Origin of the sequence: Streptomyces sp. NBC_01775 (genome assembly GCF_035917675.1) — a bacterium.
GTDB lineage: Bacteria > Actinomycetota > Actinomycetes > Streptomycetales > Streptomycetaceae > Streptomyces.
In genome coordinates this window covers 7,094,786-7,119,053 of record NZ_CP109104.1, presented here as the reverse complement: position 1 = coordinate 7,119,053, position 24,268 = coordinate 7,094,786, and the positions used below count along the sequence as shown (strand labels likewise).

The window sequence follows — 24,268 nt, the reverse complement described above, 5'->3', positions numbered from 1 at the left end:
CACACCAGCCCTTGGGCTAGTCCTCGTACTACACCTGGCACTACTGCCCGGCCCCGCAGGTCGCGGCTACGGTCGTGTGGTGATCTCGCGAAATGTCCTGGAAGCCCTCAGCCACGCCCCGTTGCGCTTCCCACTCACCGTCTGGCCGTGGCGTGCGCTGGGCTATCTGCTGTCCGGCGGCACCCTTGCGGCTGCGGTGTATCTGACGGGGGCGGCGGTGCTGGCCGGGCCGTTCGGGAAGGTGACGGGTTCTCTGTGCGCGCTGCTGGCAGTGCTCTTCGGTGCCGCGCTCGCGGGCCCGCTGGAGCTACGCCGACTCTGCCTGGTCGACCGCGAGTTGCGCCGGGCCCGCGCGGACCGCAGAGCCTTCGGTTATGGCGCGGTGTCGGTGCTGGCCGTCGGCTGGGCCGACCTGGCGGTGGCGCTGGTCTCGATCGGCATCCCCGGCCTGCTGCTGCTCTCGCCTCTCCAACCGACAGCAACCACCTGGGAAAAGGTGACGGGACCCATTTCGGGCGCGATGCTGTTCCTCGTAGCGGCGTACCCGATAGGCGCCTGGGCAGGCATTCGTGGCTCGGTCGCGCGTGCTGTGCTGGCGCCGAGGGACGGCGAGCTGCGCGAGGTCGTGCGCTCCCGGGCTCGGCTGGTGGATGCCTTCGAGACGGAGCGCCGCCGCATCGAGCGCGATCTGCACGACGGGGCGCAGCAGCGGCTGGTGGCGCTCAACATGAGACTGGGCCTGGCGGAGCTGGACCTGCCCGCGAACAGCGTCGCGGCGAAGGAGGTCGGCGAGGCCCACAAGCTGGCCAGGGAAGCTCTGATCGAGCTGCGCGAATTGATCAGGAACGTGCACCCCCAGGTCCTCAGCGAGCGTGGCCTGCACGCGGCGGTACGGGACATCGCCGGACGCTCTCCCATACCCGTCGAGCTGGACATCGACCTCCCGGGGCGGCTGCCGACCACCGTGGAGACGACGGCCTTCTTCGTCGCGGCCGAAGCCTTGACCAACGCCGCCAAGCACAGCGGAGCCGCAGAGTGCCGGGTTTCGGCGCGGGTGCGGGACGGGGTGTTGCGGCTGGAGATCACGGACGACGGCGTGGGCGGCGCCGACCACGAGGCGGGCTCGGGCCTGACCGGGCTGGCCGACAGAATCGCCGCGGCCGACGGCAGAATGTTTCTGTCCAGCCCGCAAGGCGGACCCACCCTGGTGAGAGCGGAGATACCGTGCAGCCCGAACGTCCCCTCCGGATCGTGATCGCCGAGGACGGAGTGCTGCTGCGGGAGGGCATCGTCCAGTTGCTGCGGCGCTTCGGGCACGAGGTGCCGGCTGCGGTGGGCGAGGGGAACGCCCTGCTGGCGGCGGTGCGCGAGCACCGGCCCGATCTGGTGGTGGCGGACGTGCGAATGCCACCGGACTTCACCGACGAGGGCCTGCGCGCGGCCCGCGCCCTCCAGGAGGAGCAGCCGGAGCTGGCAGTGCTGGTGCTGAGCCAGTACGTCGAGCAGACCTTCGCCGAAGAGTTGCTGGAAGAGCGCTCCGGTGGGGCGGGGATGGGGTATCTGCTAAAGGAACGCATCGGCGACGTCGAGGAGTTCACCGACGCGATCACCCGTGTCGCCTCCGGAGCCACGGTCGTGGACCCGGAGGTGGTACGCCAGCTCTTCGCCCGCCGCCGCGCTCCCCTGGAGCGCCTTACCCCACGGGAGCGGGAGGTGCTGGCGCTCATGGCGGAGGGCCGGTCCAATGCGGCCATCGCCCGTCGCCTGTTCGTCACCGACGCGGCCGTCGCCAAGCACATCGCCAGCATCCTCCTCAAGCTGGACCTCCCGGCAGAGGCCCCCGACGACAACCGTCGGGTGTTGGCGGTGCTCACATATCTGCGGGCGTGAGGCAGCTACACGAAGGCGATCGGACAAGGAGGCAGGGGGGCCCGATTCGCCAACCTTACAGGAGGCAGAGCATGGTAAATGCCATGCGATATGCGCGATACTCCTCTTGACTGCCCGAAGGAGATGACGCCCGTCGGACCGCAGGACAGACGTTGGGGGTTCCTCCAGAACAGGCTGGCAATTGCTATAGACCAGGAGGTAGCGCGTTGCAGATGCGAGGGACCGCCGCTTACGTTGGCGCACATGCAGTCCTACACAATCGGTCAGGCGGCACGTCTCCTCGGGGTCAGCCCTGACACGGCACGCCGCTGGGCGGACGCGGGCCGGGTCACCACCCATCGCGACGAGAGCGGGCGCCGCCTCATCGACGGGCGGGATCTGGCCGCGTTCTCCGTCGAGATCGGCCAGAACAACGAGGACGACGAGGTCTCCTACACCTCGGCGCGCAACGCGTTCCCCGGCATCGTCACGGCAGTGAAGCTCGGCGACGTGGCCGCGCAGGTCGAGATCCAGGCGGGCCCCCACCGGCTGGTCTCGCTGCTGACGCGGGAGGCCGTCGAGGAGCTGGGGCTGGAGGTCGGCATGCAGGCCACGGCCCGCGTGAAGTCCACCAGCGTGCACATCGATACCCCCTGAGCCACTCCCCATCTCCTCAAGGCGACCCCCGCTCCCTGGACCGCGCCACGCCCCCGGTTCGACGTACCGGACCCGGAACCGGACCGACGTCGCTCCAGCCGCGGCCCCCGGACCGACGCCACCCGCCATCCATCACTCACCGCCCGCCACCGCCACCGCCACCCAGGCCCCGCGCCGCTCCCACCCCTCAGCCCCCAGCCCCCAGCGCCCGGCCCCGGGCTCCCAGCCCTCAGCCGCCCTCCCATCCACCCAGGCGGCCCCGCCCCCGGCAGGGTCACCGTCCGCTCTTTCTGGAGTCCCGCCCATGCCGACGACCCTCTTCACCCAGCGCCGCGCCCTCGCCGCTGTCGCCGCCGGTGCGCTTCTCGTATCGCTCGCTGCCTGCGGCAGTGACGACAAGGACGACACCGGCAAGGGCAAAGACCAGGGCAAGGGCGACAAGACCGAGCTGACCGTGCTCGGGGCCGCCTCCCTCACCGATGTGTTCACGGCGGCGGGCAAGGTCTACGAGAAGGAACACCCCGGCACGAAGGTGAAGTTCTCCTTCGCCGGGTCCCAGGAGCTGGCGGCCCAGGTCAAGCAGGGCGCCCCCGCCGACGCCCTGGTCACGGCCGACACCAAGACCATGGACGGGCTCAAGGGCGAGACGGGTAAGCCGGCCGTCATCGCCAAGAACCGGCTCGTCATCGCGACCGGCAAGGGCAACCCGAAGAAGGTCAAGGCCCTCAAGGACCTGACCGACAGCGAGCTGAAGGTCGTTCTCGCGGCCTCGCAGGTGCCGGTCGGCCGCTACAGCAAGCAGGTGCTGGACGCGCAGAAGCTGAAGGTCAAGCCGGTCTCCCAGGAGACGAACGTGCGCTCGGTCCTCAGCAAGGTCGAACTGGGCGAGGCCGACGCGGGCATCGTCTACAAGACGGACGCCGCCACCGCCCCCGACAAGGTCGACGCGGTGAGCATTCCGGACAGCCAGAACGCCGTCGCCTCCTACCCGGCGGCCACGCTCAAGCAGTCCAAGCACAGCAAGGAGGCCGCCTCGTTCGTGAAGTGGCTCAGCACGCCCAAGGCCCAGAAGATGCTGCGCAAGTCGGGCTTCCAGAAGCCGTGAGCCGCACGCCCCGACGCACCACCCCACACGCCCCGCACACGCCCCGTACGCCGATGCGCCTGCGCAAGCCGCAGGAAGCACGCAACCCCAACAGCCCCAGCAGCCCACACAACCTTCGCAGCCCTCGCAGACCCCACAGCCCCCGCAGCACTCGCGGGCCCCACAGCCCGCACACGCCCCGCAAGTCGCGTACCCGCGCGCCCGTGGCGCTCGCCGTCCCCGCGTTGCTGGCGGTCGCGTTCTTGCTGATGCCACTGCTGGGCATCCTCGCGCGTACGGAGTGGAGCGACCTCGGCTCCCATCTGACCAGCGACGGCGTCACCGAGGCGCTGCGGCTCTCGCTGCTGGTCTCCTTCTGCGCGCTGGCGCTCTCGCTGCTGCTGGGCGTGCCGCTGGCGTGGCTGCTGGCCCGGGTCAGCTTCCCGGGCAAGGCGCTGGTGCGCTCGCTGGTGCTGTTGCCGATGGTGCTGCCGCCCACCGTGGGCGGCGTCGCGCTGCTGCTGGGGTTCGGCCGCAGGGGGCTGCTGGGGCCGTGGCTGGAGTCGGCCTTCGGGATCGTACTGCCGTTCCACACCTCGGGAGCCGTGGTGGCGGCGACCTTCGTGGCGATGCCGTTCCTGGTGATCAGCCTGGAGGGCACGCTGGCTGGACTGCGCCCCGCCTACGAGGAGACAGCGGCCTCGCTGGGCGCCTCGCCGGTGCGGGTGTTCTTCACGGTGACGCTGCCGATGGTCGCGCCCGGCCTGGCCGCCGGCGCTGCGCTCACCTGGGCGCGTGCGCTGGGCGAGTTCGGGGCCACCATCACCTTCGCGGGGAACCTCCCGGGGACGACACAGACCCTTCCGCTCCAGGTCTATCTGCTCCTCCAGGAGCAGCCGGAGGCCGCGACATCCGTCTCCCTGCTGCTGCTCGTCATCGCCATGGCCGTACTCGTCGCGCTGCGCGGACGGTGGACCGGCGGGACGGCGCGCCCCGGCGGCGGGCGGCGAGCGGCCGTCCCGGAGGACGAACCCACCGCGCCCCTCCCCGACCCCACCGCATCTCACGCCGACTCCACCGAGCCCATCGCCAGTTCGGCCGACTCCAGCGCGCCCCGCGCCGATCCGGCCGCGTCCCTCACGCCCCCCGCCCGTTCACCCGAGCCCCTCGCCGGTTCAGGCGAGGCCTGCGCGCCCCTCACCGGCTCGACCGAGCCCGGGCCGCCCCTCGCCGAACCGCCCCCACCCGCCCGCTGGCCCCTCCACGCGCGAGTCAGCGGCTTCACGCAGCTGACGATGGACGCCGAGCCCGGGACCACCGTCGCCGTCGTCGGCCCCAACGGGGCGGGCAAGACCACCTTGCTGCGCGCCCTGCTCGGCCTCACCCCGCGCGCCGGAGCGGAGCTCACCCTTGGGGACACGGACGTCACAGCGCTGCCGCCGCACCGCCGTGGCGTCGCCTGGGTACCTCAGGACGGGGCGCTCTTCCCCCACCTGAGCGCGCTTTCCAACACCTCCTACGGTCTGCGCGCCCAGGGCATCTCCCGGGCCGAGGCACGCCGCGAGGCCGGGCGCTGGTTGCAGCGGCTCGGCGTAGGGCACCTGGGACACCGCAAACCCGCACAGCTGTCCGGCGGCCAGGCCCAACGTGTCGCGCTGGCCCGCGCACTGGCGGCGCGGCCCCGGTTGCTGCTCCTGGACGAGCCGCTCGCCGCGCTCGACCAGACGACGCGGGGGCAGGTGCGGCACACCCTGCGCCGCCACCTCGCCGGTTTCGGCGGCGTGTGTCTGATCGTCACGCACGACCCCGTGGAGGCGGTCTCGCTCGCCGGCCGCGTGCTCGTACTGGAGGAGGGCCGCGCCGTCCAGGACGCGCCGCCGGCCGAGGTCACGCGGCACCCCCGCTCACCGTGGGTGGCGCGGATGCTGGGCCGCAACGCGCTGCCGGGCACCGGAACGGGCGCCGCGGACGGCTCACTCACGCTGGCCGACGGCGGCACGTTGGTGGTCGCGGAGCCCGTCGAGGAGGGGGCACCGGTCCTGGCGGTCATCGCGCCGGAGGCGGTCGCCGTCCACCGGGAGCGCCCCGGCGGAAGCCCGCGCAATGTGTGGCCGGGGACGGTACGGGAGATCACCTCGGTCGGCAGCAGACTGCGGGTTCTGATCAGTCCCGGCCCGCCCGCCCGGGACGGAAAACCGGACCCGAGCGGGATACCGACCCCGGTCCGTGGCCCCGGCCTGGTGGCGGAGATCACCACTCAGGCTGCGGCGGAACTGGGCCTGGAGGACGGCGCCGAGGTCTTCACCAGCGTCAAGGCCACGGAGATCACCGTCGTGGCCATCTGACCTGACCACCACCGTGGCCATCAGGTCCCGGCGACCGTCAGGCCGCCAGGCCGCCAGGCCGCCAGATCCCGACGACCCGCAGGCCATCAGATCCCGGTGGCCGTCCAACCACCCTCTCCCTCTTCGCCCTCCGCCCCGTCACCTCTCTGACCCGTCACCGCTCTGACCGGTCACGCCTCCACCCCGTCGCCCCTCCGCCCCATCACCCCTCCGCGCCCGCACGTCACCCCTCCGCGGCCCGCACGTCACCCCTCCGCGGCCCGCGCGTCACCGCTCCGCGCCCGCGCGCCCCTCCAAAAGCGCCCAGGCCGCCAGCGCCGTGGCCAGTATCAGTCCCGCGCCCACCTCCATGCTCAGGTGCACCCCGGCCACGAAATCGTCGGCCGGGACCGCGAGGAAGGCGCCGAAGAGGGCGACACCCAGCGCGCCGCCCATCTGGCGGCTGGTGTTGAGGACCGCGGCGGCCGTACCCGCGCGAGCGGGCTCAACGCTTTCGAGCATCAGCGTCGTCAGCGCCGGGACGACCGTGGCGCCCGCGAAACCGACGGGCAGCATCAGCGCGATCATCGCCACGGTGGGCGTTCCCGCATCGGTGGCCGTGATCCCCAGCAGTCCCGCGGCCAGCACGAACTGGCCCGCCACGATGGAGGTACGCGGACCGACCCGCGCGGTGAGCCGGGGCGAGAGGAGGTTGAGCGCCGCCGTCGCCAGGGCCATCGGCACGAACATCAGCCCCGCCGACAGCGCCGACTGGCCGCGCGCCTGCTGGAAGTAGAGGCCGAAGACGAAGATGGCACCGTAAAAACTGGCGTTGACGGTGAAGCCGACCAGCACCGGCACCGCGACCGTGCGCCGCCGCAGCATCGTGAGCGGCACCATCGGGTCCCGGTGCCGGGCCTCCACCGCGACGAAGACCGCACCCGCCGCGAGCGCGACACCGGTCGCGGTGAGCACCAGCGGGTGGCCGTATCCGGCGTGTCCGCCCTCGATCACGGCGTACGTCAGCCCGGCCAGCGCCAGGACGGCCGCGCACTGGCCCGGCAGGTCGAAAGCGGCCTGACGGCGCGGCGAGCGCGCCACCCGGGCCAGCAGCACGACGCCGACCGCGCCGACCGGCACGTTGATGAGGAAGACGTAGCGCCAGTCCCACACGCTGGTCAGCAACCCGCCCAGCACCGGCCCGGCCGCCATGGCGACGGCGCCCCCCGCCGCCCAGACCGCGACGGCACGCGCCCGCCGGGCCGCGTCGTCGTACGCCTGCCGTATTAGCGCCAGGGAGGTCGGCATCATGACGGCAGCCGCCGCGCCCTGCACCACCCTGGCTCCGATCAGCACGCCCAGCGTCGGTGCGAGACCGCAGGCGAGGGAGGCCAGGATGAAGACCGCCAGGCCCCAGCCGTAGGCGCGGCGTGCGCCGATCCGGTCGGAGAGCGCGCCGGCCGAGAGCATGAGCGCGGCGAAGAACAGCGTGTAGCTGTCGACCACCCACTGGAGTCCGGACATGCCGCCGTCCAGGCTGTCGCCCATGGCGGGCAGCGCGACGTTCACGGCGGAGACGTCGAGGGTGATGACGACAAAGCCGATCAGCGCGGCGGCGACCGCGGCACCGGGCCCGCGCCCACGTCTGCGCTCCCGCCCGTCGCCGCCGGATTCGGCCGGCTTCGGGCTCGCGGAGCCTGTTCCGTCTGTCGTACGTCGTGCTGGGTTCGGGTCTGTCGTGGGGACAGGGCTCGGGTCTGTCGTGGGGACAGGGCTCGGGCCCGTTGCAGGGGCAGGGCTCGGGTCTGTCGTAGGGGCAGGGCTGGCGTGAGTTGTACGGGCTGGGCTCGGCATAGGACCCACCATGGTCCGGACGCCGCCCCTCCGGCAGACCGGGCCGTTCCAGGGAGTGACAGGGCCCCCCACGGCACCCCGTGCCACCCCGCTGCCTGCGACAATCGGCGGATGAGCCGGAGCAACGGGGTGAACGAAGGTACGGAGCTGGGCAGATTTCTGCGCGCCCGCCGCGCCCGGATAGGTCCCGAGGAGGCCGGTCTTCCGACCGGCACCGGCACGCGCCGTACGCCGGGCCTGCGCCGTGAGGAGCTGGCCACGCTGGCCGGGGTGAGCGTGGACTACTACACGCGGCTGGAGCGCGGGCGCGAGTCCCGGCCGAGTCCCCCCGTCATCGAAGCGCTGGGCAGCGCGCTCCAGCTCTCCGGGGAGGCGCTGGAGCGGCTGCGCGACCTGGCCCAGCTCGCCGCGCGCCACGGCGGCGCCCGGCTCCCCGTCGAGCGCTCGGTCCGCCCGTCCGTGATCCAGCTGCTGGAGAACCTGCGCCCCGGCCCCGCCTACGTGATCAGCCGCACCAACGACATCCTCGCCTTCAACCGGGGCGGGCTGCGGCTGCTCCCCGGGATCGAGGAGTGGCCGGCACGGCGGCGCAACGTCACCCGCTACATGTTCCTGCACCCGCAGGGCCGCACCCTGTTCGCGAACTGGGAGGAAATGGTGGGGCACAGCGTCGCCCACCTGCGCGCGGCAGCGGGCGCCGACCCCGACCAGCCCGAACTGGCCTCTCTGGTGGGCGAACTGCTGATGAAGAGCTCCGAGTTCGCCCGGGTGTGGGAGCGGTACGAGGTGCAAAGCCGCGGCGGCGGCGTCAAGCACTACCGGCACCCGGACGTGGGTTCCATGGTCCTCACCTACGAGGTGATGGCCCTCGCCCGGACCGACGGCCAGCGCCTGGTCGCCTACCAGGCGACGCCCGGAAGCCGGGACTACGACGCGATGCTGCTGCTCGACATGGCGGACCCGAAGGACGCGGACAAGTCCCACCCGGCCGGCTGCTGAGGACCGGACCGGGGCCGTCACCGGTCCTGCTCCGATCCCTCGGCGGCCCCGAGCCGCCTGAACGGACCCGAACCGCCTGAGCGGAACCGAACCCGAACCCCGCCTGAGCGGACCCGATCCCCCCTCAGCAGACCGGATCCGCCCTCAGCAGACCGCATCCGCCCTCAGCGCAACGGCTACTACGGCACCGTCCCCGCAGGCAGACTTCCGGCATGGAGACCGCCGAGTTCGTAGAAGTCCTGCGCGAAGAGGGCCGGCTGTTCGCCGACGCCGTCGAAAAAGCGGCGCCCGAAGCGCCCGTGACCGGCTGCCCCGGCTGGTCCGTCCGCGACCTGACCACCCATCTGGGCCGGGTGCACCGCTGGGCGCGAGGGTTCGTCGTGACGGGCCGGGTCACACGCGTACAGCTGCCGGACGTCCCCGAACTGGCGGACGACGCGCTGGCGCCCTGGCTGCGGGAGGGCCACGGCGCGCTGGTCGAGGCGCTGTTGGCCGCGCCGTCGGACCTGGAGTGCCTGACGTTCCTGCCCGCCCCCTCCCCGCTCGCGTTCTGGGCGCGGCGGCAGGCCCACGAGACGGCCGTGCACCGCGTGGACGCCGAGACCGCGCTCGGTGTCCCGCTCACCCCACTGGGGTCCGGCTTCGCCGCCGACGGCATCGACGAGCTGCTGTGCGGCTTCGCGCCGCGGATCAAGGTCCCGGAGGGCGCCGCCCGCACACCGCGCACGCTGGCGGTGCGCGCCACCGATGTGGACGGCGCCCTCTGGACGGTGCGCCTGGGAGAGCCGGGAGAGCGGCTCCGTGCCGAGAAGGCCACGGAGCCGCTCCCGGAGGCCGACCTGGTGTACGAGGGATCAGCGTCGGACCTCTACCTGACGCTCTGGAACCGCCTGCCGCTGACGACGGTCACCCTGCGGGGCAGCCTGGAGACGGCACAGCAGTGGCAGTCGATCCTCACTCCTTGATCCCCTCCCCGCCCACGGCAGCTCCCCGCGCGGGCTCAGCGGTCGCCCACGCGGGCTCAGCGGTCTCCCCCGCAGACTCGGAGCCCTCCCGCGCGGACTCGGCGCCCTCCCGCGCGGACTCGGCGACGCGGGGAACCGGGGCGGGGACCAGGATCCTGGCCACCCTCTTGGCCGGCTCCGTCAGGCCCGCCACCACGAAGGCCGCGGCCACCAGCAGAGCGCTGCCCCAGAGCGGACCCCGGTGGCCGAGGTCACCGCCGAGGGCCAGGCCACCCGTCCAGGGGCCCAGCGCGGCCCCCACGTTGAGTGCCGCGGTGGCGAAACCGCCGGCGAGCGTGGGCGCCTCAACGGCCGCGTACAGCACCTGCGAGATGAGCGTCGTCCCCACCGCGAACGACAGGATGCCCTGCGCCGGCACCAGGACGACGACAGCTACGGCGTTCTGGGAGGTGAGCGCGGAGAGTACCCATCCCGCGAGGAGCAGCGCCCCGCCGAGGAGCATCATCGGCAGCGGGCGGGAGTCCGCCATGCGCCCGCCGAGAGTGACGCCGAGGAACGAGCCGACACCGAAGAGCGCGAGCAGCGCGGGCACCCAGGCCGCGCCGAAGCCGGTGACCTCGGTGGCCAGCGGGGCGAGATAGGTGAGCGCGCAGAAGGTGGCGCCGTTGACCAGCGCGCCCAGCAGCATGGTGACCAGGAGGCGCGGCCCGCGCAGCGCGGCCAGTTCGCGGCGCACACCGACGGAGCGTTCCGCGACGGCCCCCGTCTCGGCCCCCGTGCCGGGTACGTCCACGGGCGACCGCAGGATGGCGAACACCGCCGGGACGGAGACGAGCGCGACGGCCCAGAACGCCGAGCGCCAGCCCCACACTTGTCCCAGCAGCGCGCCGGCGGGCACACCCGCGACGCAGGCGAGGGTGACGCCGCTCAACAGGACGGAGGTCGCACGCCCCTTGGCGTCGGGCGCGACCATTCCGGCCGCGGCCGTGAGGGCGACGGCGAGGAACCCGGCGTTGGCGAGCGCGCCCACCACGCGGGTGACGACGAGCACGGCGAAGCTGGTGGTGAGGGCTCCCAGCACATGGACCAGCAGGAAGGTGATCAGAAAACCGAGCAGCGCCCGGCGTCTGGGCCAGCGTCGGCTCAGCACCGCCATCAGCGGCGCGCCGACGATCATTCCCCCGGCGAACGCCGAGGTCAGCAGCCCGGCGGAGGAGAGGGACACCCCAAGGTCCCGGGCGAGGTCCGGGACGAGCCCGGACAGCATGAACTCCGAGGTCCCCTGCGCGAACACGGCAAGCGCGAGGACGTACAGCACAACTGGCATGGAAACTCCGCAATCCCTACGGATCGTCAAGGAATGCGGCAGGCGCACACGCGCGCACGCTCAGGAGCAGGCCCGCAGCGTACGGGCAGCAGAGCAAGCGGGCTTCGCCCAGGCAGGCCGGCACAGCACACGCGACTCACAGGGTTACGCGAGGAGAAGCCGTCCAGTCCGGCCACGCGGCGCACCACCGCATGGAAAACGACCTGCGTGACAGGCCGGGGTCGGGAACACAGCCCGTACTACGGCGATCCGATGGCCTCGGCAGACAGCACGAAAGGAGCCACCGGATGGCCGGTGGCTACCGTCTGGAAGCCTCGGGACTGGACACGTCGCGCAGCCAATCACGCCTCGCCACGGTCGTCCAAACGCTTTTCCGGTCGCTACAGTGCCCGTTGCCATGACGAACTCCACGCACGCCCTCTTCGACTTCATCGCCTACACCGCCCGCCTCCGCGAGGTGGAGCGGCACAACAACGCGACCGCCCTACGGAAGGAGTCGGTCGCCGAGCACTCCTGGCACCTGGCCCTGGTCAGCTGGGTGCTGCACACGGAGTTCGAGCGGGAGAGCGGGCTGTCGCTGGACCTGACCAGGATGCTGAAGCTGTGCCTGATGCACGACCTGGTCGAGATCGACGCGGGCGACCCCTCCGCCTGGGAGACGGACCCGGCGGACCCTGCGGGCCCGGCCGGAAAGGCTCAGCTGGAGGACGGCGTGGCCCACGACCGCTTCGGGGCGCTCCCCGCGCCGCTGGGGCGTGAACTGCTCGCGCTGTGGCGGGAGTACGAGGAAGGAGCGACCCCCGAGGCACGCCTCGTGCGGGGCGTCGACCGGCTGAACCCCGCGCTGATGCGGCTGCTCACCGGCCAGGGCTGGAGCGACGTCGGGGCGGACGCAGCCGCGCTGGACCGGCTCCAACTGCCGCGCGTGACCGCGAGCGAGACGCTGACGGCGCTGTACGAGGAGGTACGGGAGACCGCTGTCGCCCGCGGCCTGCTTCCGCGCTAGGGGCCCTGTCTCTCCGATCATGATCGGAGCCGGATGAGGAGTGCGGCAGCGGTGCCGGGGCCGAGATGGACGTATCCGCGCTTGTCATAGCGGGTAGCCACGGCTCTGAATTGCTTGAGCTTGCCGTTGTGAGTCCGCCCGTTGTCCCGGCGGCGTTCGGGCAGCTCCCGCCACTGCACCCCGGTGCCCAGCCGGCGGGTGATCCCGTTGATCACCTGCCGGTGAGCAACCACCGGCCGCACCGGTGGTTGCTCACCGGCAAAAGCGGCACCAGCACCGCCCACTCGCCGTCCGTCAAATCCCCCGACTCAGCATGGCCGGCCCCAGAGTCTCCCTGCTCGCAGCGCTACGGCTATTCGATGACCGCGGTGGCTTCGACCTCGACCAGGAGGTCCGGTTCTCCCAGCGCCGCGACGCCCAGCAGGGTGATCGGCTTGACCGGGTCGATGCCCAGTTTCGCTGCCGCCCTGCCCACGCCCTCACCCAGCAGCGGCATCTTCTCGGGACTCCAGTCGACGACGTAGATGGTCAGCTTCGCCACGTCGTCGAAGGAGCCGCCGATCTCGGCCAGAGCGGTGCCGATGTTGAGATAGCACTGCTCGACCTGAGCGGCGAAGTCTCCTTGGCCCACGGGCCGGCCGTCGGCGTCGCGGGCGACCTGCCCCGCGAGGAACACCAGCTTCGATCCGGTGGCGACCGACAGCTGCCGGTAGACCTCGGGCTTCGGCAATCCCTCGGGATTGTGCAGCGTCACAGACATGAACGGCCTCTTCCTCGTGGCGTCAGGAGCAGCAAGATCAGCTCAGCACCCATCAAAGCATAGCGACGCTATGTATTGTGAGGCCATGGCAAGGACGAAAGATCCAGCGGTCCGCTCCCTGCTGCTCGACCGGGCCGCACAGATGCTGCGGACGAGGCAACCGGTCACACTGCGCACCCTGGTCGCCGGAACCGGCGTATCAACGATGGCTGTCTACACCTACTTCGGCGGCATGGACGGCCTCTGGAAGGCAATGCGCCAAGAAGGCTTCACACGCCTGGCCGCCCGACTCGCAGCCGTCAAGATGTCCGCCGACCCGGTACGAGACCTCGCCGCACTGGGCGCCGCCTACCTGGCCAACGCCCTGGAGAACCCTGACCTCTACCGCGTCATGTTCGACGCGGGCTTCGACCTCGAAGACACCGGCGCCGCCGACGAAACCCTGCACCGCCTCGTCCAGGCCATCGAACGGGCCAAGACGAAAAGCCGCTTCCGCGACGAGGTCGACCCGCTGGAACTGGCGACACAGAGCTGGACCATCGGCCACGGACTCGCTTCCCTCGTCGCCACAGGCCCCCTGCCGCGCCAGGCGCTCGCTCACGGCGCACCCATGCTGACCGCACTGTTCACCGGCGCAGGAGACGAACCCAACCGATGTCGCCGGTCGGTTGAGCACGGCTGGGGCCAGCCGGCCTGGGCCGACCCGGTCCGACTCTCGTGATCGGAGAGACAGGGCCTGGCCCACGACCGACCGGACGGCGTCCGCGAACGTCCGGCATCCACGACCGGCGCCGTCCCGCTTCCGCGCTGTCCGGGACACCTCCCGGGTATGCCGCTGACCTGCGAGAACAGCGAACCGGCTGTCCGGGACAGCGCGTTCCCCTTCCCCGCCCCCACGGCACACCACAGGATCTGACCAGGCCTGCGGGGCGGTCGGCCGTCCCTCACCGGCACGGGGGTGGGTGAGGGCAGGCCAGCCTCCCGGCGGACGGCACCCAGCAGCTCCGGGCGGACGTCACCCAGCGGCTCCCGGCAGACGTCAGTCGGCGGCGGACTCGATACGGAACAGCTGGTGGCGGCTCGGGGTACAGGGCTGAGCGACCGCCTCCGAGCCCTCTGCGGTGACGGGTCGGGCGATGCCGACGCAGCGACCGTCCTCGGTGCGCAGCGCGTAGACGTTCCGGCCCTTCGCGGGGGCGAGCCGGAAGACGTCGGCGCGGTCACAGGCGTCCCAGGGCTCCAGCAGATCCTTGCCGGGCCCCGTGGTGAGGATTTTGAGGCAGCCGGTGCCGAACTCGGGGTGGTCCCACTGGACGCGGTGGCGGGCGGTCCCGGAGGCCGGGGGCAGCTCGGTCGTCTGTGGCGCAGTCTGGTCGCAGGGCCGCTGGACGGCGACCTGTGAGCCGTAGCGCTTGTCCCGGACCTTGCCGTCGGTCAGGCACAGCCCCCGGGCGGTCACAGGGCGCAGCCGGACCGCGCCACGGGGCACGTCTTCGGCGGCGTGCGCCGGTCCGGCACCTGTCCCCTCGGAGGACTCCCCCGCGGCGTCCCCGGCAGGAGTGGTGTGGTCGGGCCGGGTCCCGGGCTCGTCGTCGCGCGTGCTGAGCACTCCCGCCGTGGCGGCGAGCAGGACGACAACGGCGGCCGGAACCAGCACGCGAGCCCTCCGGAGATGACCCCGGAGCCGGACGAGGGCCGTGCCGGATCCCGGCGCGGACGCGTCGCCCGAGCCACCCCCGACGACAGAACCACCCTCGACGACAGAGCCACCCCCGCCGCCGGCACCCGCGCCGTCGGCACCCGCACCCCCGGCACCGTCGCCGCCGGCCCCCTCGGCGGCTCTCTTGGCGACGGCTTCCCGCGTGCTGAGCCACACTGCCAAGTCCTTCTCGTTCCCGCAGGCCCGGACGAACGCGGCGAGCAGCTCCGGCCGGGGAAGCCTTCTGCCGCTGAGCATGTGGGAGAGCGTGCTGCGCGGAAGGTAGTCGCCGACCGCCGTGGCCCGCTCCTCCAACTGCCGCAGCGTCAGGCCCGATTCCCCCTTCAGCTGCCGCAGACGCTTCAGGAACGCGGGAACGTCCTGTATGTGCGGTAAGACAGACTTCCCTTCGGCATCCATGCCGTACCCCTACCAGAAGCCCGCCCCACCTGGCCACACGACGCCACCCGGCCCCGGCGCGGCCCGGGCGCCGCCGCACCCGGCCCGTCGCCGCACCCGGGCCGCCTCAACGCGTGCTGACCTCCCCGCCGTTGACGTTGATCACCTGCGCGGTGATGTTGCGGGCCGCCGGAGAGGCGAGGAAGGCGACGGCGCCCGCGATGTCGTCGGGCACGCCGGGGCGGCCGACAGCGGTGGCGGCGATGAGCGCGTCGCGGCGCTCGTCGGTCAGGAAGTCGCGGAAGAACTCGGTGTCCGCGATGTATCCGGGCGAGACGACGTTCGCCGTGACCCCCCGTCCGCCGAGCTGCTTGGCCAGGTCGATGTTCCAGGAGGCCAGGCCCGCCTTCGCGGCGCCGTAGGAACCGGATCCCTTGTCGGCGGCGATGGAGCCGATGTGGATGACGGCGCCGCCGTCGGCGAGGCGGTCCGACACGGCCCGGGTCGTCAGCGCCGCGCTCAGCAGGTTCGCGTCCAGGTTGGCCCGGAAGTCGCGCGCGTAGTCGGCCAGGTCCTCGCCGCCGGGGGCGTCGAAGTCGGTCTGGCCGCCCGCGTTGTTGACCAGTACGTCCAGCGTGCCGGGCAGCTCGGGCAGCAACCGCAGCAGTGCCTCGGGGTCCGTGTGGTCGCAGACCACGGCCCGGGCCCCGGTCTCCTTGGCCGCCGTCTCCAGCGGTCCGGGACGCCGACCCGTGATGACGACCTCGTCCCCGGCCGCGGCGAAGTGCCGCGCCACGGCGAGCCCGATCCCGGTGGCACCGCCGGTGACAAGAATGCCGCGTGACATAAGCTGTTCTCCTACTCCGTTCAGGCCTAAATTTAGATCTGAACGTAACATCCGCAGGAGGGGTCATGGCAAGCGATCACTATCCGCTGGAGAACGCGTCCGGCTATCCCGTACAGGAGATCGCGGACGCCTGGGAGCGCGAGCGCCCCGGCACCCCCGTCTCCTCGATCGGCATCGTCACCCCGATGTGGCGGCTGGCCAAGCTCCTGGGCGACGACCGCCGCAGGGTGCTGGCCCGCGCGGGAGTGGACGCCGCCACCCTCGACCTGCTCAGCGTGCTGCGCCGCTCCGGCGAGCCCTACACCCTCAGCACCCGCGAACTGGCCCGCCGCTCCCTCATCACCGCCGGCGCCATCTCCCAGCGCGTGGCCCGCGCCGAACGCGAGGGCCTGGTCACCCGCCGCCCGGGCGAGGGCCGCCCCCGCTCCGTCGAGGTCCGGCTCACCCCCGAGGGCCACGACCTGGTCGAATCCACCGTCGACCAGGTCCTCACCCGCGAGTCCGACCTCGTCTCCGGCCTGGACCCGGACCAGCAGACCCAACTCGCCCACCTCCTGCGCCTCCTCCTCCAGGACGTCCAGCACCGCCTTGGCGACAACCGCATCGTCCAGGTGGGAGAGCCGGACGACTGACTCCTGATACAGCCGGGCGGTCCAGCCGCGGCAGGAACCGGTCCGGGGTGAGTCCCGCGGGGTGCGGGACGGACCTGTGCGACGCTGAGCAGCGGCCAGGCGGCCGGAACGGTGGCGGGAAGCCAGGAGAGGCGGGAGCGGTCATGGCAGCAGAGGGTCAGGGGCACCGGATCGAGATCGAGCAGGGGAGCGACCGGGTGCGGGTGACGGTCGCCGGGCAGGTGCTGGCCGAGAGCAGCAGGCCGATGCTGCTCTCGGAGACCGGGTATCCGGTGCGCTACTACCTGCCGCCCGAGGACGTGCGCACCGATCTGCTGATCCCGTCCTCGACGCACACCGTCTGTCCGTTCAAGGGGACGGCCTCCTACTGGTCGCTGCCCGGCGGTCCGGAGGACGTCGCGTGGGCCTACCCCGAGCCGCTGCCGGCGGCAGCGGCGGTCAAGGACCACCTGTGCTTCGCCGACGTCGAGCTGGTGTAGCCCGGGGCGCGTAGGACGCACGCAGGACACGCGCGAGAAGCGCAAGAGGCACACACGCACGCGGCGCCCGCTTCTGTCCGGTCGGGGACAGCGGGCGCCGCGTCAGAATCCGTACTCCGTTGTACGGAAACCAGGGGGGGTACGGACGTACCAAGGGGGCGGGTCAGACCGTCAGGGAGCGGTCCGTGGGGCGGATGGGGGCGTGGAGGGTGCTGGGGGTGCCGGTGAGGCTGCGGTCGACGGCCTTGGCCGCCGAGCGGCCCTCGGCGATGGCCCAGACGATCAGCGACTGGCCCCGGCCCGCGTCACCGGCCACGTACACGCCGGGGACGTTGGTGGCGTAGTCCTCGTCGCGGGCCACGTTCCCCCGCGCGTCGAGCTCGACGCCGAACTGCTCGACCAGGCCGTTCTCCCGGTCGACGCCGGTGAAGCCCATCGCGAGGGTGACCAGCTGGGCGGGGATCTTCCGCTCGGTGCCCGGCTTGGGCTCCAGCTTCCCGTCCACCATCTCCACCTCGACCATGTGCAGCCACTGGACGTTGCCGTCCTCGTCGCCCTCGAAGTGCGTGGTGTTGACGGAGTACACGCGCTCGCCGCCCTCCTCGTGGGCGGAGGTCACCTTGTAGAGCATCGGGAAGGTCGGCCAGGGCTGGCCCGGGGACCTCTCCTCGCCCGGCTTGGGCATGATCTCCAGCTGGGTGACGGAGGCCGCGCCCTGGCGGTGTGCGGTGCCGACGCAGTCGGCGCCGGTGTCGCCGCCGCCGATCACGATCACGTGCTTGCCCTCGGCCGTGATGGGCGGGGCGACGAAGTCGCCCTCCTGCACCTTGTTGGACAGGGGCAGGTACTCCATCGCCTGGTGGATGCCGTTCAGCTCACGCCCCGGCACCGGCAGGTCGCGGGCCGTCGTGGCGCCCGCAGCGATGACGACGGCGTCGTACCGCTTGCGCAGCTTCTTCGCGTCGATGTCGCGCCCGATCTCCACACCCGTGCGGAACTTGGTGCCCTCCGCGCGCATCTGCTCGATACGGCGGTTGATGTGGCGCTTTTCCATCTTGAACTCGGGGATGCCGTAGCGCAGCAGCCCGCCGAGGCGGTCCGCGCGCTCGTACACCGCGACCGTGTGGCCTGCGCGGGTGAGCTGCTGGGCTGCGGCCAGGCCCGACGGACCCGAGCCGATCACCGCGACGGTCTTGCCCGACAGGCGCTCGGGCGGCTGCGGGGTGACGTCACCGCTCTCCCACGCCTTGTCGATGATCGAGACCTCGACGTTCTTGATGGTGACCGGCGGCTGGTTGATGCCCAGCACGCACGCGGACTCGCACGGCGCGGGGCACAGTCGTCCGGTGAACTCGGGGAAGTTGTTCGTCGCGTGCAGCCGCTCGGAGGCGGCGCTCCAGTCGCCCCGGTAGGCGTAGTCGTTCCACTCGGGGATGAGGTTGCCCAGCGGACAGCCGTTGTGACAGAAGGGGATGCCGCAGTCCATGCAGCGCCCGGCCTGCTTGCTGATGATGGGCAGCAGGGAGCCGGGGACGTAGACCTCGTTCCAGTCCTTGACCCGTTCCTCGACGGGGCGGGACTGCGCGACCTCGCGGTCAGTGGTCAAAAAGCCCTTGGGGTCAGCCATTGGTCGCCGCCTCCATCATCTTCTCGTGGGTCTCGGACTCGGTGAGCCCGGCCCGCTCGGCGGCGTCCTTGGCGGCGAGCACGGCCTTGTAGGTGGCGGGGAGGACCTTGCTGAAGCGGGCGAGCGCCCCCTCGGGTCCTTCCCAGTCGGCGAGGAGCTTGGCGGCCACGGTCGAGCCGGTCTCCTCCTGGTGGCGGCGCACGACCTCGTGCAGCCAGCGCTTGTCGTCGTCCGTCAGCTCCTCGACGGCCGGACGCAGCCCCGCGTTGACGTTCGCCAGGTCCAGGTCGATGACGTACGCGGCACCGCCGGACATCCCGGCGCCGAAGTTGCGGCCCGTGGTGCCCAGCACGACGGCCGCGCCGCCGGTCATGTACTCGCACCCATGGTCGCCCATGCCCTCGGCGACGACCAGCGCGCCCGAGTTGCGCACGCAGAAGCGCTCGCCGACACGTCCGCGCAGGAAGATCTCGCCGCCGGTCGCGCCGTAGGCGAGCGTGTTGCCGGCGATGGTGGAGAACTCCGCGAGGTGATCGGCACCCCGGTCCGGGCGGACGATCAGCCGGCCGCCGGACAGGCCCTTGCCGACGTAGTCGTTGGCGTCGCCCTCCAGGCGCAGGGTGACGCCCCGGGGGACGAAGGCGCCGAAGGACTGGCCGGCCGAGCCGGTGAAGGTGAGGTCGATCGTGTCGTCCGGCAGCCCGGCGCCGCCGAATTTCTTGGTGACCTCGTGGCCGAGCATCGTGCCGACGGTCCGGTTCACGTTGCGGATGGCGACCTGGGCGCGCACGGGCTGTGCGGCCTCGGCGGTGTCCGCGTGCAGCGCGTCGGCGGCCAGCTTGACGAGCTGGTTGTCGAGCGCCTTCTCCAGGCCGTGGTCCTGGCCGACGACCTGGTGGCGCACCGAGCCCTCGGGCAGCTCGGGGATGTGCAGCAGCGGCGCGAGATCGAAGCCCTGGGCCTTCCAGTGGTTGACGGCGCGCGAGGTGTCGAGCAGCTCGGCGTGCCCGATGGCCTCGTCCAGGGTGCGGAAGCCCAGCTCGGCCAGCAGCTCGCGCACCTCTTCCGCGATGAACTCGAAGAAGTTGACGACGTACTCGGCCTTGCCGTTGTAGCGGTCGCGCAGCACCGGGTTCTGGGTGGCGATGCCCACCGGGCAGGTGTCCAGGTGGCACACGCGCATCATCACGCAGCCGGAGACGACCAACGGGGCCGTGGCGAAGCCGAACTCCTCGGCGCCCAGCAGCGCGGCGATCACCACGTCGCGGCCGGTCTTGAGCTGACCGTCGGTCTGGACGACGATCCGGTCGCGCAGCCCGTTGAGCAGCAGCGTCTGCTGGGTCTCGGCCAGGCCCAGCTCCCAGGGGCCGCCCGCGTGCTTGAGCGAGGTGAGCGGGGAGGCGCCCGTTCCGCCGTCGTGCCCTGAGATCAGGACGACGTCCGCATGGGCCTTGCTGACGCCCGCCGCGACCGTGCCGACGCCGACCTCGGAGACCAGCTTCACGTGGATGCGGGCCTGCGGGTTGGCGTTCTTGAGGTCGTGGATGAGCTGGGCGAGGTCCTCGATGGAGTAGATGTCGTGGTGCGGCGGCGGCGAGATGAGGCCGACGCCGGGGGTGCTGTGCCGGGTCTTGGCGACCCACGGGTAGACCTTGTGGCCGGGCAGCTGGCCGCCCTCGCCGGGCTTGGCGCCCTGGGCCATCTTGATCTGGATGTCGTCGGAGTTGACGAGGTACTCGGAGGTGACGCCGAAGCGGCCGGAGGCGACCTGCTTGATCGAGGAGCGCCGCGCCGGGTCGTAGAGCCGCTCGGCGTCCTCGCCGCCCTCGCCGGTGTTGGACTTGCCGCCGAGCTGGTTCATGGCGATCGCCAGCGTCTCGTGGGCCTCCTGCGAGATGGAGCCGTAGGACATGGCGCCGGTGGAGAACCGCTTGACGATCTCGCTCGCGGGCTCGACCTCGTCCAGGGAGATGGGGTCCCGGCCGCTGTCGAAGCCGAAGAGTCCGCGCAGGGTCATCAGCCGCTCGGACTGCTCGTCCACGCGGGAGGTGTACTGCTTGAAGATGTCGTAGCGGCGCGAGCGCGTGGAGTGCTGGAGCCGGAAGACGGTGTCCGGGTCGAACAGGTGGGGCTCGCCCTCGCGGCGCCACTGGTACTCGCCGCCGATGTCGAGGGCGCGGTGGGCCGAGGCGATGCCGGAGGCGGGGTAGGCCTTGGTGTGCCGGGCCGCGACCTCCTTGGCGATGACCTCCAGGCCCGCGCCGCCGATCTTGGTGGTGGTGCCGTGGAAGTAGGTGTCGACGAACGCCTCGTCCAGGCCTACGGCCTCGAAGACCTGCGCGCCGCGGTAGGAGGCGACGGTGGAGATGCCCATCTTGGACATCACCTTCAGCACGCCCTTGCCCAGCGCGTAGATGAGGTTCTTGATGGCCTCCTCGGGGGCCATCTCCCCGGGGCCCGGCAAGAAGGTGCCGGCGCGGACCAGGTCCTCGACGGACTCCATGGCCAGGTAGGGGTTGACCGCGGCGGCGCCGTATCCGATGAGCAGCGCGACGTGGTGGACCTCGCGCACGTCGCCGGCCTCGATCAGCAGGCCGACCTGGGTGCGCTGCTTGGTGCGGATGAGGTGGTGGTGGACGGCGGAGGTGAGCAGCAGCGAGGGGATCGGCGCGTGCTCGGCATCCGAGTGGCGGTCCGACAAGACGATGAGCCGGGCTCCGGCCTCGATCGCGTCGTCGGCCTCCGCGCAGATCTCCTCGATGCGCGCCGCGAGGCCTTCCCCGCCTTCGGCGACCTTGTAGAGACCGGAGAGCGTGGCGGACTTGAAGCCCGGCAGGTCGCCGTCGGCGTTGATGTGGATGAGCTTGGCCAGCTCGTCGTTGTCGATGACGGGGAAGGGCAGGGTCACACTGCGACAGGTGGCGGCGCTCGGATCCAGGATGTTGCCCTGCGGGCCCAGCGGCGAGTGCAGCGAGGTGACCAGTTCCTCGCGGATCGCGTCCAGCGGCGGGTTGGTGACCTGCGCGAACAGCTGGGTGAAGTAGTCGAAGATCAGCCGGGGGCGCTCGGAGAGCGCGGCGATCGGCGAGTCCGTGCCCATCGAGCCGATCGGCTCGGCGCCGGCGCGGGCCATGGGCGCGAGCAGGACGCGCAGCTCTTCCTCGGTGTAGCCGAAGGTCTGCTGGCGGCGGGTGACCGAGGCGTGGGTGTGCACGATGTGTTCGCGCTCGGGAAGGTCGGCGAGCTTGATGAGGCCGGCGTCGAGCCACTCCTGGTAGGGCTGCTCGGCGGCGAGGCTCGACTTGATCTCGTCGTCCTCGATGATGCGGCGCTCGGCCGTGTCCACGAGGAACATGCGGCCGGGCTGGAGACGGCCCTTGCGCACGACGGTGGCCGGGTCGATGTCCAGGACGCCGACCTCGGAGGCCAGGACGACGAGGCCGTCGTCGGTGACCCAGTAACGGCCGGGGCGCAGACCGTTGCGGTCGAGAACCGCGCCGACCTGGGTGCCGTCGGTGAAGGTGACGCAGGCGGGGCCGTCCCAGGGCTCCATCATCGTGGAGTGGTACTGGTAGAAGGCGCGGCGCGCGGGGTCCATCGAGTCCTGCGACTCGGCGCTCTCCCAGGCTTCGGGCACCATCATCAGCACTGAGTGCGGAAGCGAACGGCCACCGAGGTGCAGAAGTTCGAGCACTTCGTCGAAGGTCGCCGAGTCCGAGGCCCCCGGAGTGTTGACCGGGAAGATCCGCTCCAGCGTCTGGTGGTCACCGCTGTGCTTATGGTCGGCAGAGCCGAACAATTCCGAGTTGAGCTGGGACTCGCGGGCGCGCATCCAGTTGCGGTTGCCCTGCACCGTGTTGATCTCGCCGTTGTGCGCGACGAAGCGGTACGGGTGGGCCAGCGGCCAGCTCGGGAAGGTGTTGGTGGAGAAGCGAGAGTGCACCAGCGCGATCGCGGTCGCGAAGCGGCGGTCGGACAGGTCGGGGAAGAAGGGCTCCAGCTGTCCGGTGGTGAGCATGCCCTTGTAGACGAGGGTGCGCGCGGACAGCGAGGGGAAGTAGACCCCGGCCTCGCGCTCGGCGCGCTTGCGCAGCACGAAGGCGAGCCGGTCCAGCGCGATACCGCTGTGGTCGCCCTCGGCCGCGGACACGAAGATCTGCCGGAAGGCGGGCATGGTGGCGCGGGCACCGGGGCCCAGCAGCTGCGGTGCGACGGGCACCTCACGCCAGCCGAGCACCCGCAGCCCTTCTTCGGACGCGAGCGTCTCAATGTGTGAGACGGCTGCGGTGGATGCCTCTTCCTCGGCCGGGAGGAAGGCGATCCCCACGGCGTAGGAGCCGGCCTCCGGCAATGCGAAGGGGACGTTCTCGCGGAGGAAGGTGTCCGGGACCTGGAGCAGGATGCCGGCGCCGTCGCCCGTGTCGGGGTCGGAGCCGGTCGCGCCCCGGTGTTCGAGGTTGCGGAGCACGGTGAGGGCCTTTTCCACCAGCGTGTGGCTGGCCTCACCGGTCAAGGTGGCCACGAAGCCGACACCGCAGGCGTCGTGCTCGTACCGGGGGTCGTACAGCCCCTGCTTGGCAGGTTGGTGGGCGGCCCAATCCGCTGTCGGCACAGCACGCATTGGCGTCTCCCGTCGTCTCGTGGCAGTGGAACGTACCGAGGGACGACGTTGGCCCTCCGTGGCAGAAAATTTTCACGCAGGTTACATGCTGGCCGACTTCCCGAAAAGTGGATACAGCAAGCTCAGCATGCGGACACGCACTGGGCTCGCGAGCACGGGGGAAGCGAACACGAAGGGGCCCTCATGGGGCCTGCGCGGGGAGCGGGGGTGGGGTGATCCCCCGGGGGATGAGCGGTTCTCTCAAGAGTCGCCCCGGCGTCATTGCCGGCGGCTTCACGGACTCCTGCCCAACAGTGCAACAGATGAAACCGTCGGGTAACACAGGGATCATGCACCTCATCCGGCCTTCGGCGCCGTGTCCCAGGTCACAGTGCGTGCGGCGGCACCTGGAAGAGCGCCCCGGCGCGGCTCAGGCCGAGGGCCGAATCCCGCCAGCGGGCCGGCTTCGCGGGGCCGCACACTGCTTCACATGCATGACAGCGACAGCACCCTGCTCAGCCACCTCACCACCGCTCACGCCGAGTGCGCAGCGCACCTGGATGCCGTACGCGCCGACTGGTGGACCCGGCCCACGCCCTGTGCCGAGTGGGACGTGCGCAAGCTCGCGGGGCACCTGGTCACCGGGAAGCTGCTCTACATCGCGCTGCTGCGCGGCGGCTCGGCCGACGGGTTCATGGCCGAGCTGGACCGGGATCCGCTCGGGGAGGACCCCGCGGCGGAGCACGGGCGGGCCTGCGCCCGGCTCTCGGCCGAGTTTCACGCGCCGGGCGCGCTCGACCGGGGGATCGACTATCCCTTCGGGCCGGTCGACGGGCGGCAGCTGCTCGGACTGATGATCGCGGAAACGCTGGTGCACACCTGGGATCTGGCGCGCGCGACGAGCGCCTCCGAACAGCTCGATCCCGGGCTCGTCGACTGGGTCGCCGGCAACGTCGGGTGGATCTACCGGGGGCTGTCGGAGGGCCCCCTCGTCCCGGGCAAGACCGACGCCTACTTCGCCGACCCGGCCACCGAGCCGTCGCCGCCCGGCGGGGACACCCCGCAAGGCCGCCTGCTCCGGCTCATGGGCAGGCGCCCGTAGGCAGACGGCCGTAGGCAGACACCCGTGAACAGGCGGCC

The 24,268-nt window shown here is 71.6% G+C and carries 18 protein-coding genes and 2 pseudogenes; 12 read left to right on the top strand and 8 right to left on the bottom strand.

What is annotated here, in order from left to right; all coding sequences use genetic code 11:
• The first annotated feature begins 79 nt into the window (after window positions 1-79).
• From OHB04_RS31630 to OHB04_RS31610, 5 genes are all read left to right on the top strand, one after another.
• Entirely contained in the window at window positions 80-1,255 is a 1,176-nt protein-coding gene (locus tag OHB04_RS31630; RefSeq protein ID WP_326808789.1) for a sensor histidine kinase, read from the top strand.
• Window positions 1,225-1,890 carry a response regulator transcription factor gene (locus tag OHB04_RS31625; protein ID WP_326691051.1) on the top strand — a complete coding sequence of 222 codons (666 nt, stop codon included), beginning with the start codon at window positions 1,225-1,227 and terminating at the stop codon, window positions 1,888-1,890. The genes OHB04_RS31630 and OHB04_RS31625 overlap by 31 nt, the downstream gene beginning before the upstream one ends.
• Window positions 1,891-2,133: 243 nt before the next feature.
• Window positions 2,134-2,526, top strand: coding sequence for a TOBE domain-containing protein (locus tag OHB04_RS31620; RefSeq protein WP_326691050.1), 393 nt, complete (start codon window positions 2,134-2,136; stop codon window positions 2,524-2,526).
• 304 nt (window positions 2,527-2,830) lie between these two features.
• Entirely contained in the window at window positions 2,831-3,631 is an 801-nt protein-coding gene (gene modA, locus OHB04_RS31615; protein ID WP_326808788.1) for a molybdate ABC transporter substrate-binding protein, read from the top strand.
• Between the two features lie 248 nt (window positions 3,632-3,879).
• A complete protein-coding gene (locus OHB04_RS31610) occupies window positions 3,880-5,955 on the top strand; it encodes an ABC transporter permease (RefSeq protein WP_326693012.1) in 2,076 nt (691 codons plus the stop codon).
• 267 nt (window positions 5,956-6,222) lie between these two features.
• On the opposite strand, the gene OHB04_RS31605 is transcribed toward OHB04_RS31610, so the two are convergent.
• A complete protein-coding gene (locus OHB04_RS31605; RefSeq protein ID WP_326808787.1) occupies window positions 6,223-7,788 on the bottom strand; it encodes an MFS transporter in 1,566 nt (521 codons plus the stop codon).
• A gap of 111 nt (window positions 7,789-7,899) precedes the next feature.
• Here OHB04_RS31605 and OHB04_RS31600 point away from each other — a divergent pair, with 111 nt between their 5' ends.
• Together OHB04_RS31600 and OHB04_RS31595 are read left to right on the top strand one after the other, a co-directional pair.
• A complete protein-coding gene (locus OHB04_RS31600) occupies window positions 7,900-8,787 on the top strand; it encodes a helix-turn-helix transcriptional regulator (protein WP_326808786.1) in 888 nt (295 codons plus the stop codon).
• A gap of 212 nt (window positions 8,788-8,999) precedes the next feature.
• The gene (locus OHB04_RS31595) at window positions 9,000-9,752 is read left to right on the top strand and encodes a maleylpyruvate isomerase family mycothiol-dependent enzyme (protein ID WP_326808785.1); all 753 of its coding nucleotides are present in this window, start codon (window positions 9,000-9,002) and stop codon (window positions 9,750-9,752) included.
• Window positions 9,753-9,879: 127 nt separating this feature from the next.
• Here OHB04_RS31595 and OHB04_RS31590 read toward each other — a convergent pair.
• Window positions 9,880-11,079, bottom strand: a pseudogene (locus OHB04_RS31590) (Cmx/CmrA family chloramphenicol efflux MFS transporter); the annotation flags it as partial.
• Between the two features lie 397 nt (window positions 11,080-11,476).
• Between OHB04_RS31590 and OHB04_RS31585 the strand changes: the two are divergent.
• Window positions 11,477-12,085 (top strand): HD domain-containing protein, encoded by a 609-nt coding sequence (locus OHB04_RS31585; RefSeq protein ID WP_326808783.1) that lies wholly within the window; start codon window positions 11,477-11,479, stop codon window positions 12,083-12,085.
• A 17-nt stretch (window positions 12,086-12,102) separates the two neighbouring features.
• Here OHB04_RS31585 and OHB04_RS41980 read toward each other — a convergent pair.
• Window positions 12,103-12,210, bottom strand: a pseudogene (locus OHB04_RS41980) (IS5/IS1182 family transposase); the annotation flags it as partial.
• A 227-nt stretch (window positions 12,211-12,437) separates the two neighbouring features.
• Entirely contained in the window at window positions 12,438-12,845 is a 408-nt protein-coding gene (locus OHB04_RS31575) for a RidA family protein (RefSeq protein ID WP_326691042.1), read from the bottom strand.
• An 85-nt stretch (window positions 12,846-12,930) separates the two neighbouring features.
• On the opposite strand from OHB04_RS31575, the gene OHB04_RS31570 reads away from it, so the two are divergent.
• Window positions 12,931-13,566 carry a TetR/AcrR family transcriptional regulator gene (locus OHB04_RS31570; RefSeq protein ID WP_326691041.1) on the top strand — a complete coding sequence of 212 codons (636 nt, stop codon included), beginning with the start codon at window positions 12,931-12,933 and terminating at the stop codon, window positions 13,564-13,566.
• Between the two features lie 318 nt (window positions 13,567-13,884).
• Here the strand turns inward: OHB04_RS31570 and OHB04_RS31565 are convergent, their stop codons facing one another.
• Complete coding sequence (locus OHB04_RS31565; protein WP_326691040.1) at window positions 13,885-14,964, bottom strand: helix-turn-helix domain-containing protein; 1,080 nt, start codon at window positions 14,962-14,964, stop codon at window positions 13,885-13,887.
• Between the two features lie 106 nt (window positions 14,965-15,070).
• Entirely contained in the window at window positions 15,071-15,790 is a 720-nt protein-coding gene (locus OHB04_RS31560; RefSeq protein WP_326691039.1) for an SDR family NAD(P)-dependent oxidoreductase, read from the bottom strand.
• Window positions 15,791-15,855: 65 nt separating this feature from the next.
• Here OHB04_RS31560 and OHB04_RS31555 point away from each other — a divergent pair, with 65 nt between their 5' ends.
• Together OHB04_RS31555 and OHB04_RS31550 are read left to right on the top strand one after the other, a co-directional pair.
• Window positions 15,856-16,422 carry a MarR family winged helix-turn-helix transcriptional regulator gene (locus tag OHB04_RS31555; protein ID WP_326691037.1) on the top strand — a complete coding sequence of 189 codons (567 nt, stop codon included), beginning with the start codon at window positions 15,856-15,858 and terminating at the stop codon, window positions 16,420-16,422.
• A gap of 143 nt (window positions 16,423-16,565) precedes the next feature.
• The gene (locus OHB04_RS31550; protein ID WP_326691036.1) at window positions 16,566-16,901 is read left to right on the top strand and encodes a DUF427 domain-containing protein; all 336 of its coding nucleotides are present in this window, start codon (window positions 16,566-16,568) and stop codon (window positions 16,899-16,901) included.
• A gap of 163 nt (window positions 16,902-17,064) precedes the next feature.
• Here the strand turns inward: OHB04_RS31550 and OHB04_RS31545 are convergent, their stop codons facing one another.
• The gene (locus tag OHB04_RS31545; RefSeq protein ID WP_326691035.1) at window positions 17,065-18,528 is read right to left on the bottom strand and encodes a glutamate synthase subunit beta; all 1,464 of its coding nucleotides are present in this window, start codon (window positions 18,526-18,528) and stop codon (window positions 17,065-17,067) included.
• Window positions 18,521-23,149 carry a glutamate synthase large subunit gene (gltB, locus tag OHB04_RS31540; protein ID WP_326691034.1) on the bottom strand — a complete coding sequence of 1,543 codons (4,629 nt, stop codon included), beginning with the start codon at window positions 23,147-23,149 and terminating at the stop codon, window positions 18,521-18,523. The genes OHB04_RS31545 and gltB overlap by 8 nt, the downstream gene beginning before the upstream one ends.
• Window positions 23,150-23,618: 469 nt before the next feature.
• Between gltB and OHB04_RS31535 the strand changes: the two genes are divergently transcribed.
• Window positions 23,619-24,230 (top strand): TIGR03086 family metal-binding protein, encoded by a 612-nt coding sequence (locus tag OHB04_RS31535; RefSeq protein WP_326691033.1) that lies wholly within the window; start codon window positions 23,619-23,621, stop codon window positions 24,228-24,230.
• Window positions 24,231-24,268: the final 38 nt, after the last annotated feature.

Excerpts from the sequence above, each read along its gene's own strand:
- OHB04_RS31545 (WP_326691035.1), bottom strand. The coding sequence starts at position 18,528 with ATGGCTGACCCCAAGGGCTTTTTGACCACTGACCGCGAGGTCGCGCAG.
- OHB04_RS31535 (WP_326691033.1), top strand. The coding sequence starts at position 23,619 with ATGCATGACAGCGACAGCACCCTGCTCAGCCACCTCACCACCGCTCAC.
- gltB (WP_326691034.1), bottom strand. The coding sequence starts at position 23,149 with ATGCGTGCTGTGCCGACAGCGGATTGGGCCGCCCACCAACCTGCCAAG.
- OHB04_RS31605 (WP_326808787.1), bottom strand. The coding sequence starts at position 7,788 with ATGCCGAGCCCAGCCCGTACAACTCACGCCAGCCCTGCCCCTACGACA.
- OHB04_RS31610 (WP_326693012.1), top strand. The coding sequence starts at position 3,880 with ATGCCACTGCTGGGCATCCTCGCGCGTACGGAGTGGAGCGACCTCGGC.
- modA (WP_326808788.1), top strand. The coding sequence starts at position 2,831 with ATGCCGACGACCCTCTTCACCCAGCGCCGCGCCCTCGCCGCTGTCGCC.
- OHB04_RS31555 (WP_326691037.1), top strand. The coding sequence starts at position 15,856 with ATGGCAAGCGATCACTATCCGCTGGAGAACGCGTCCGGCTATCCCGTA.
- OHB04_RS31575 (WP_326691042.1), bottom strand. The coding sequence starts at position 12,845 with ATGTCTGTGACGCTGCACAATCCCGAGGGATTGCCGAAGCCCGAGGTC.
- OHB04_RS31560 (WP_326691039.1), bottom strand. The coding sequence starts at position 15,790 with ATGTCACGCGGCATTCTTGTCACCGGCGGTGCCACCGGGATCGGGCTC.
- OHB04_RS31570 (WP_326691041.1), top strand. The coding sequence starts at position 12,931 with ATGGCAAGGACGAAAGATCCAGCGGTCCGCTCCCTGCTGCTCGACCGG.
- OHB04_RS31620 (WP_326691050.1), top strand. The coding sequence starts at position 2,134 with ATGCAGTCCTACACAATCGGTCAGGCGGCACGTCTCCTCGGGGTCAGC.
- OHB04_RS31595 (WP_326808785.1), top strand. The coding sequence starts at position 9,000 with ATGGAGACCGCCGAGTTCGTAGAAGTCCTGCGCGAAGAGGGCCGGCTG.
- OHB04_RS31550 (WP_326691036.1), top strand. The coding sequence starts at position 16,566 with ATGGCAGCAGAGGGTCAGGGGCACCGGATCGAGATCGAGCAGGGGAGC.
- OHB04_RS31565 (WP_326691040.1), bottom strand. The coding sequence starts at position 14,964 with ATGGATGCCGAAGGGAAGTCTGTCTTACCGCACATACAGGACGTTCCC.
- OHB04_RS31600 (WP_326808786.1), top strand. The coding sequence starts at position 7,900 with ATGAGCCGGAGCAACGGGGTGAACGAAGGTACGGAGCTGGGCAGATTT.
- OHB04_RS31585 (WP_326808783.1), top strand. The coding sequence starts at position 11,477 with ATGACGAACTCCACGCACGCCCTCTTCGACTTCATCGCCTACACCGCC.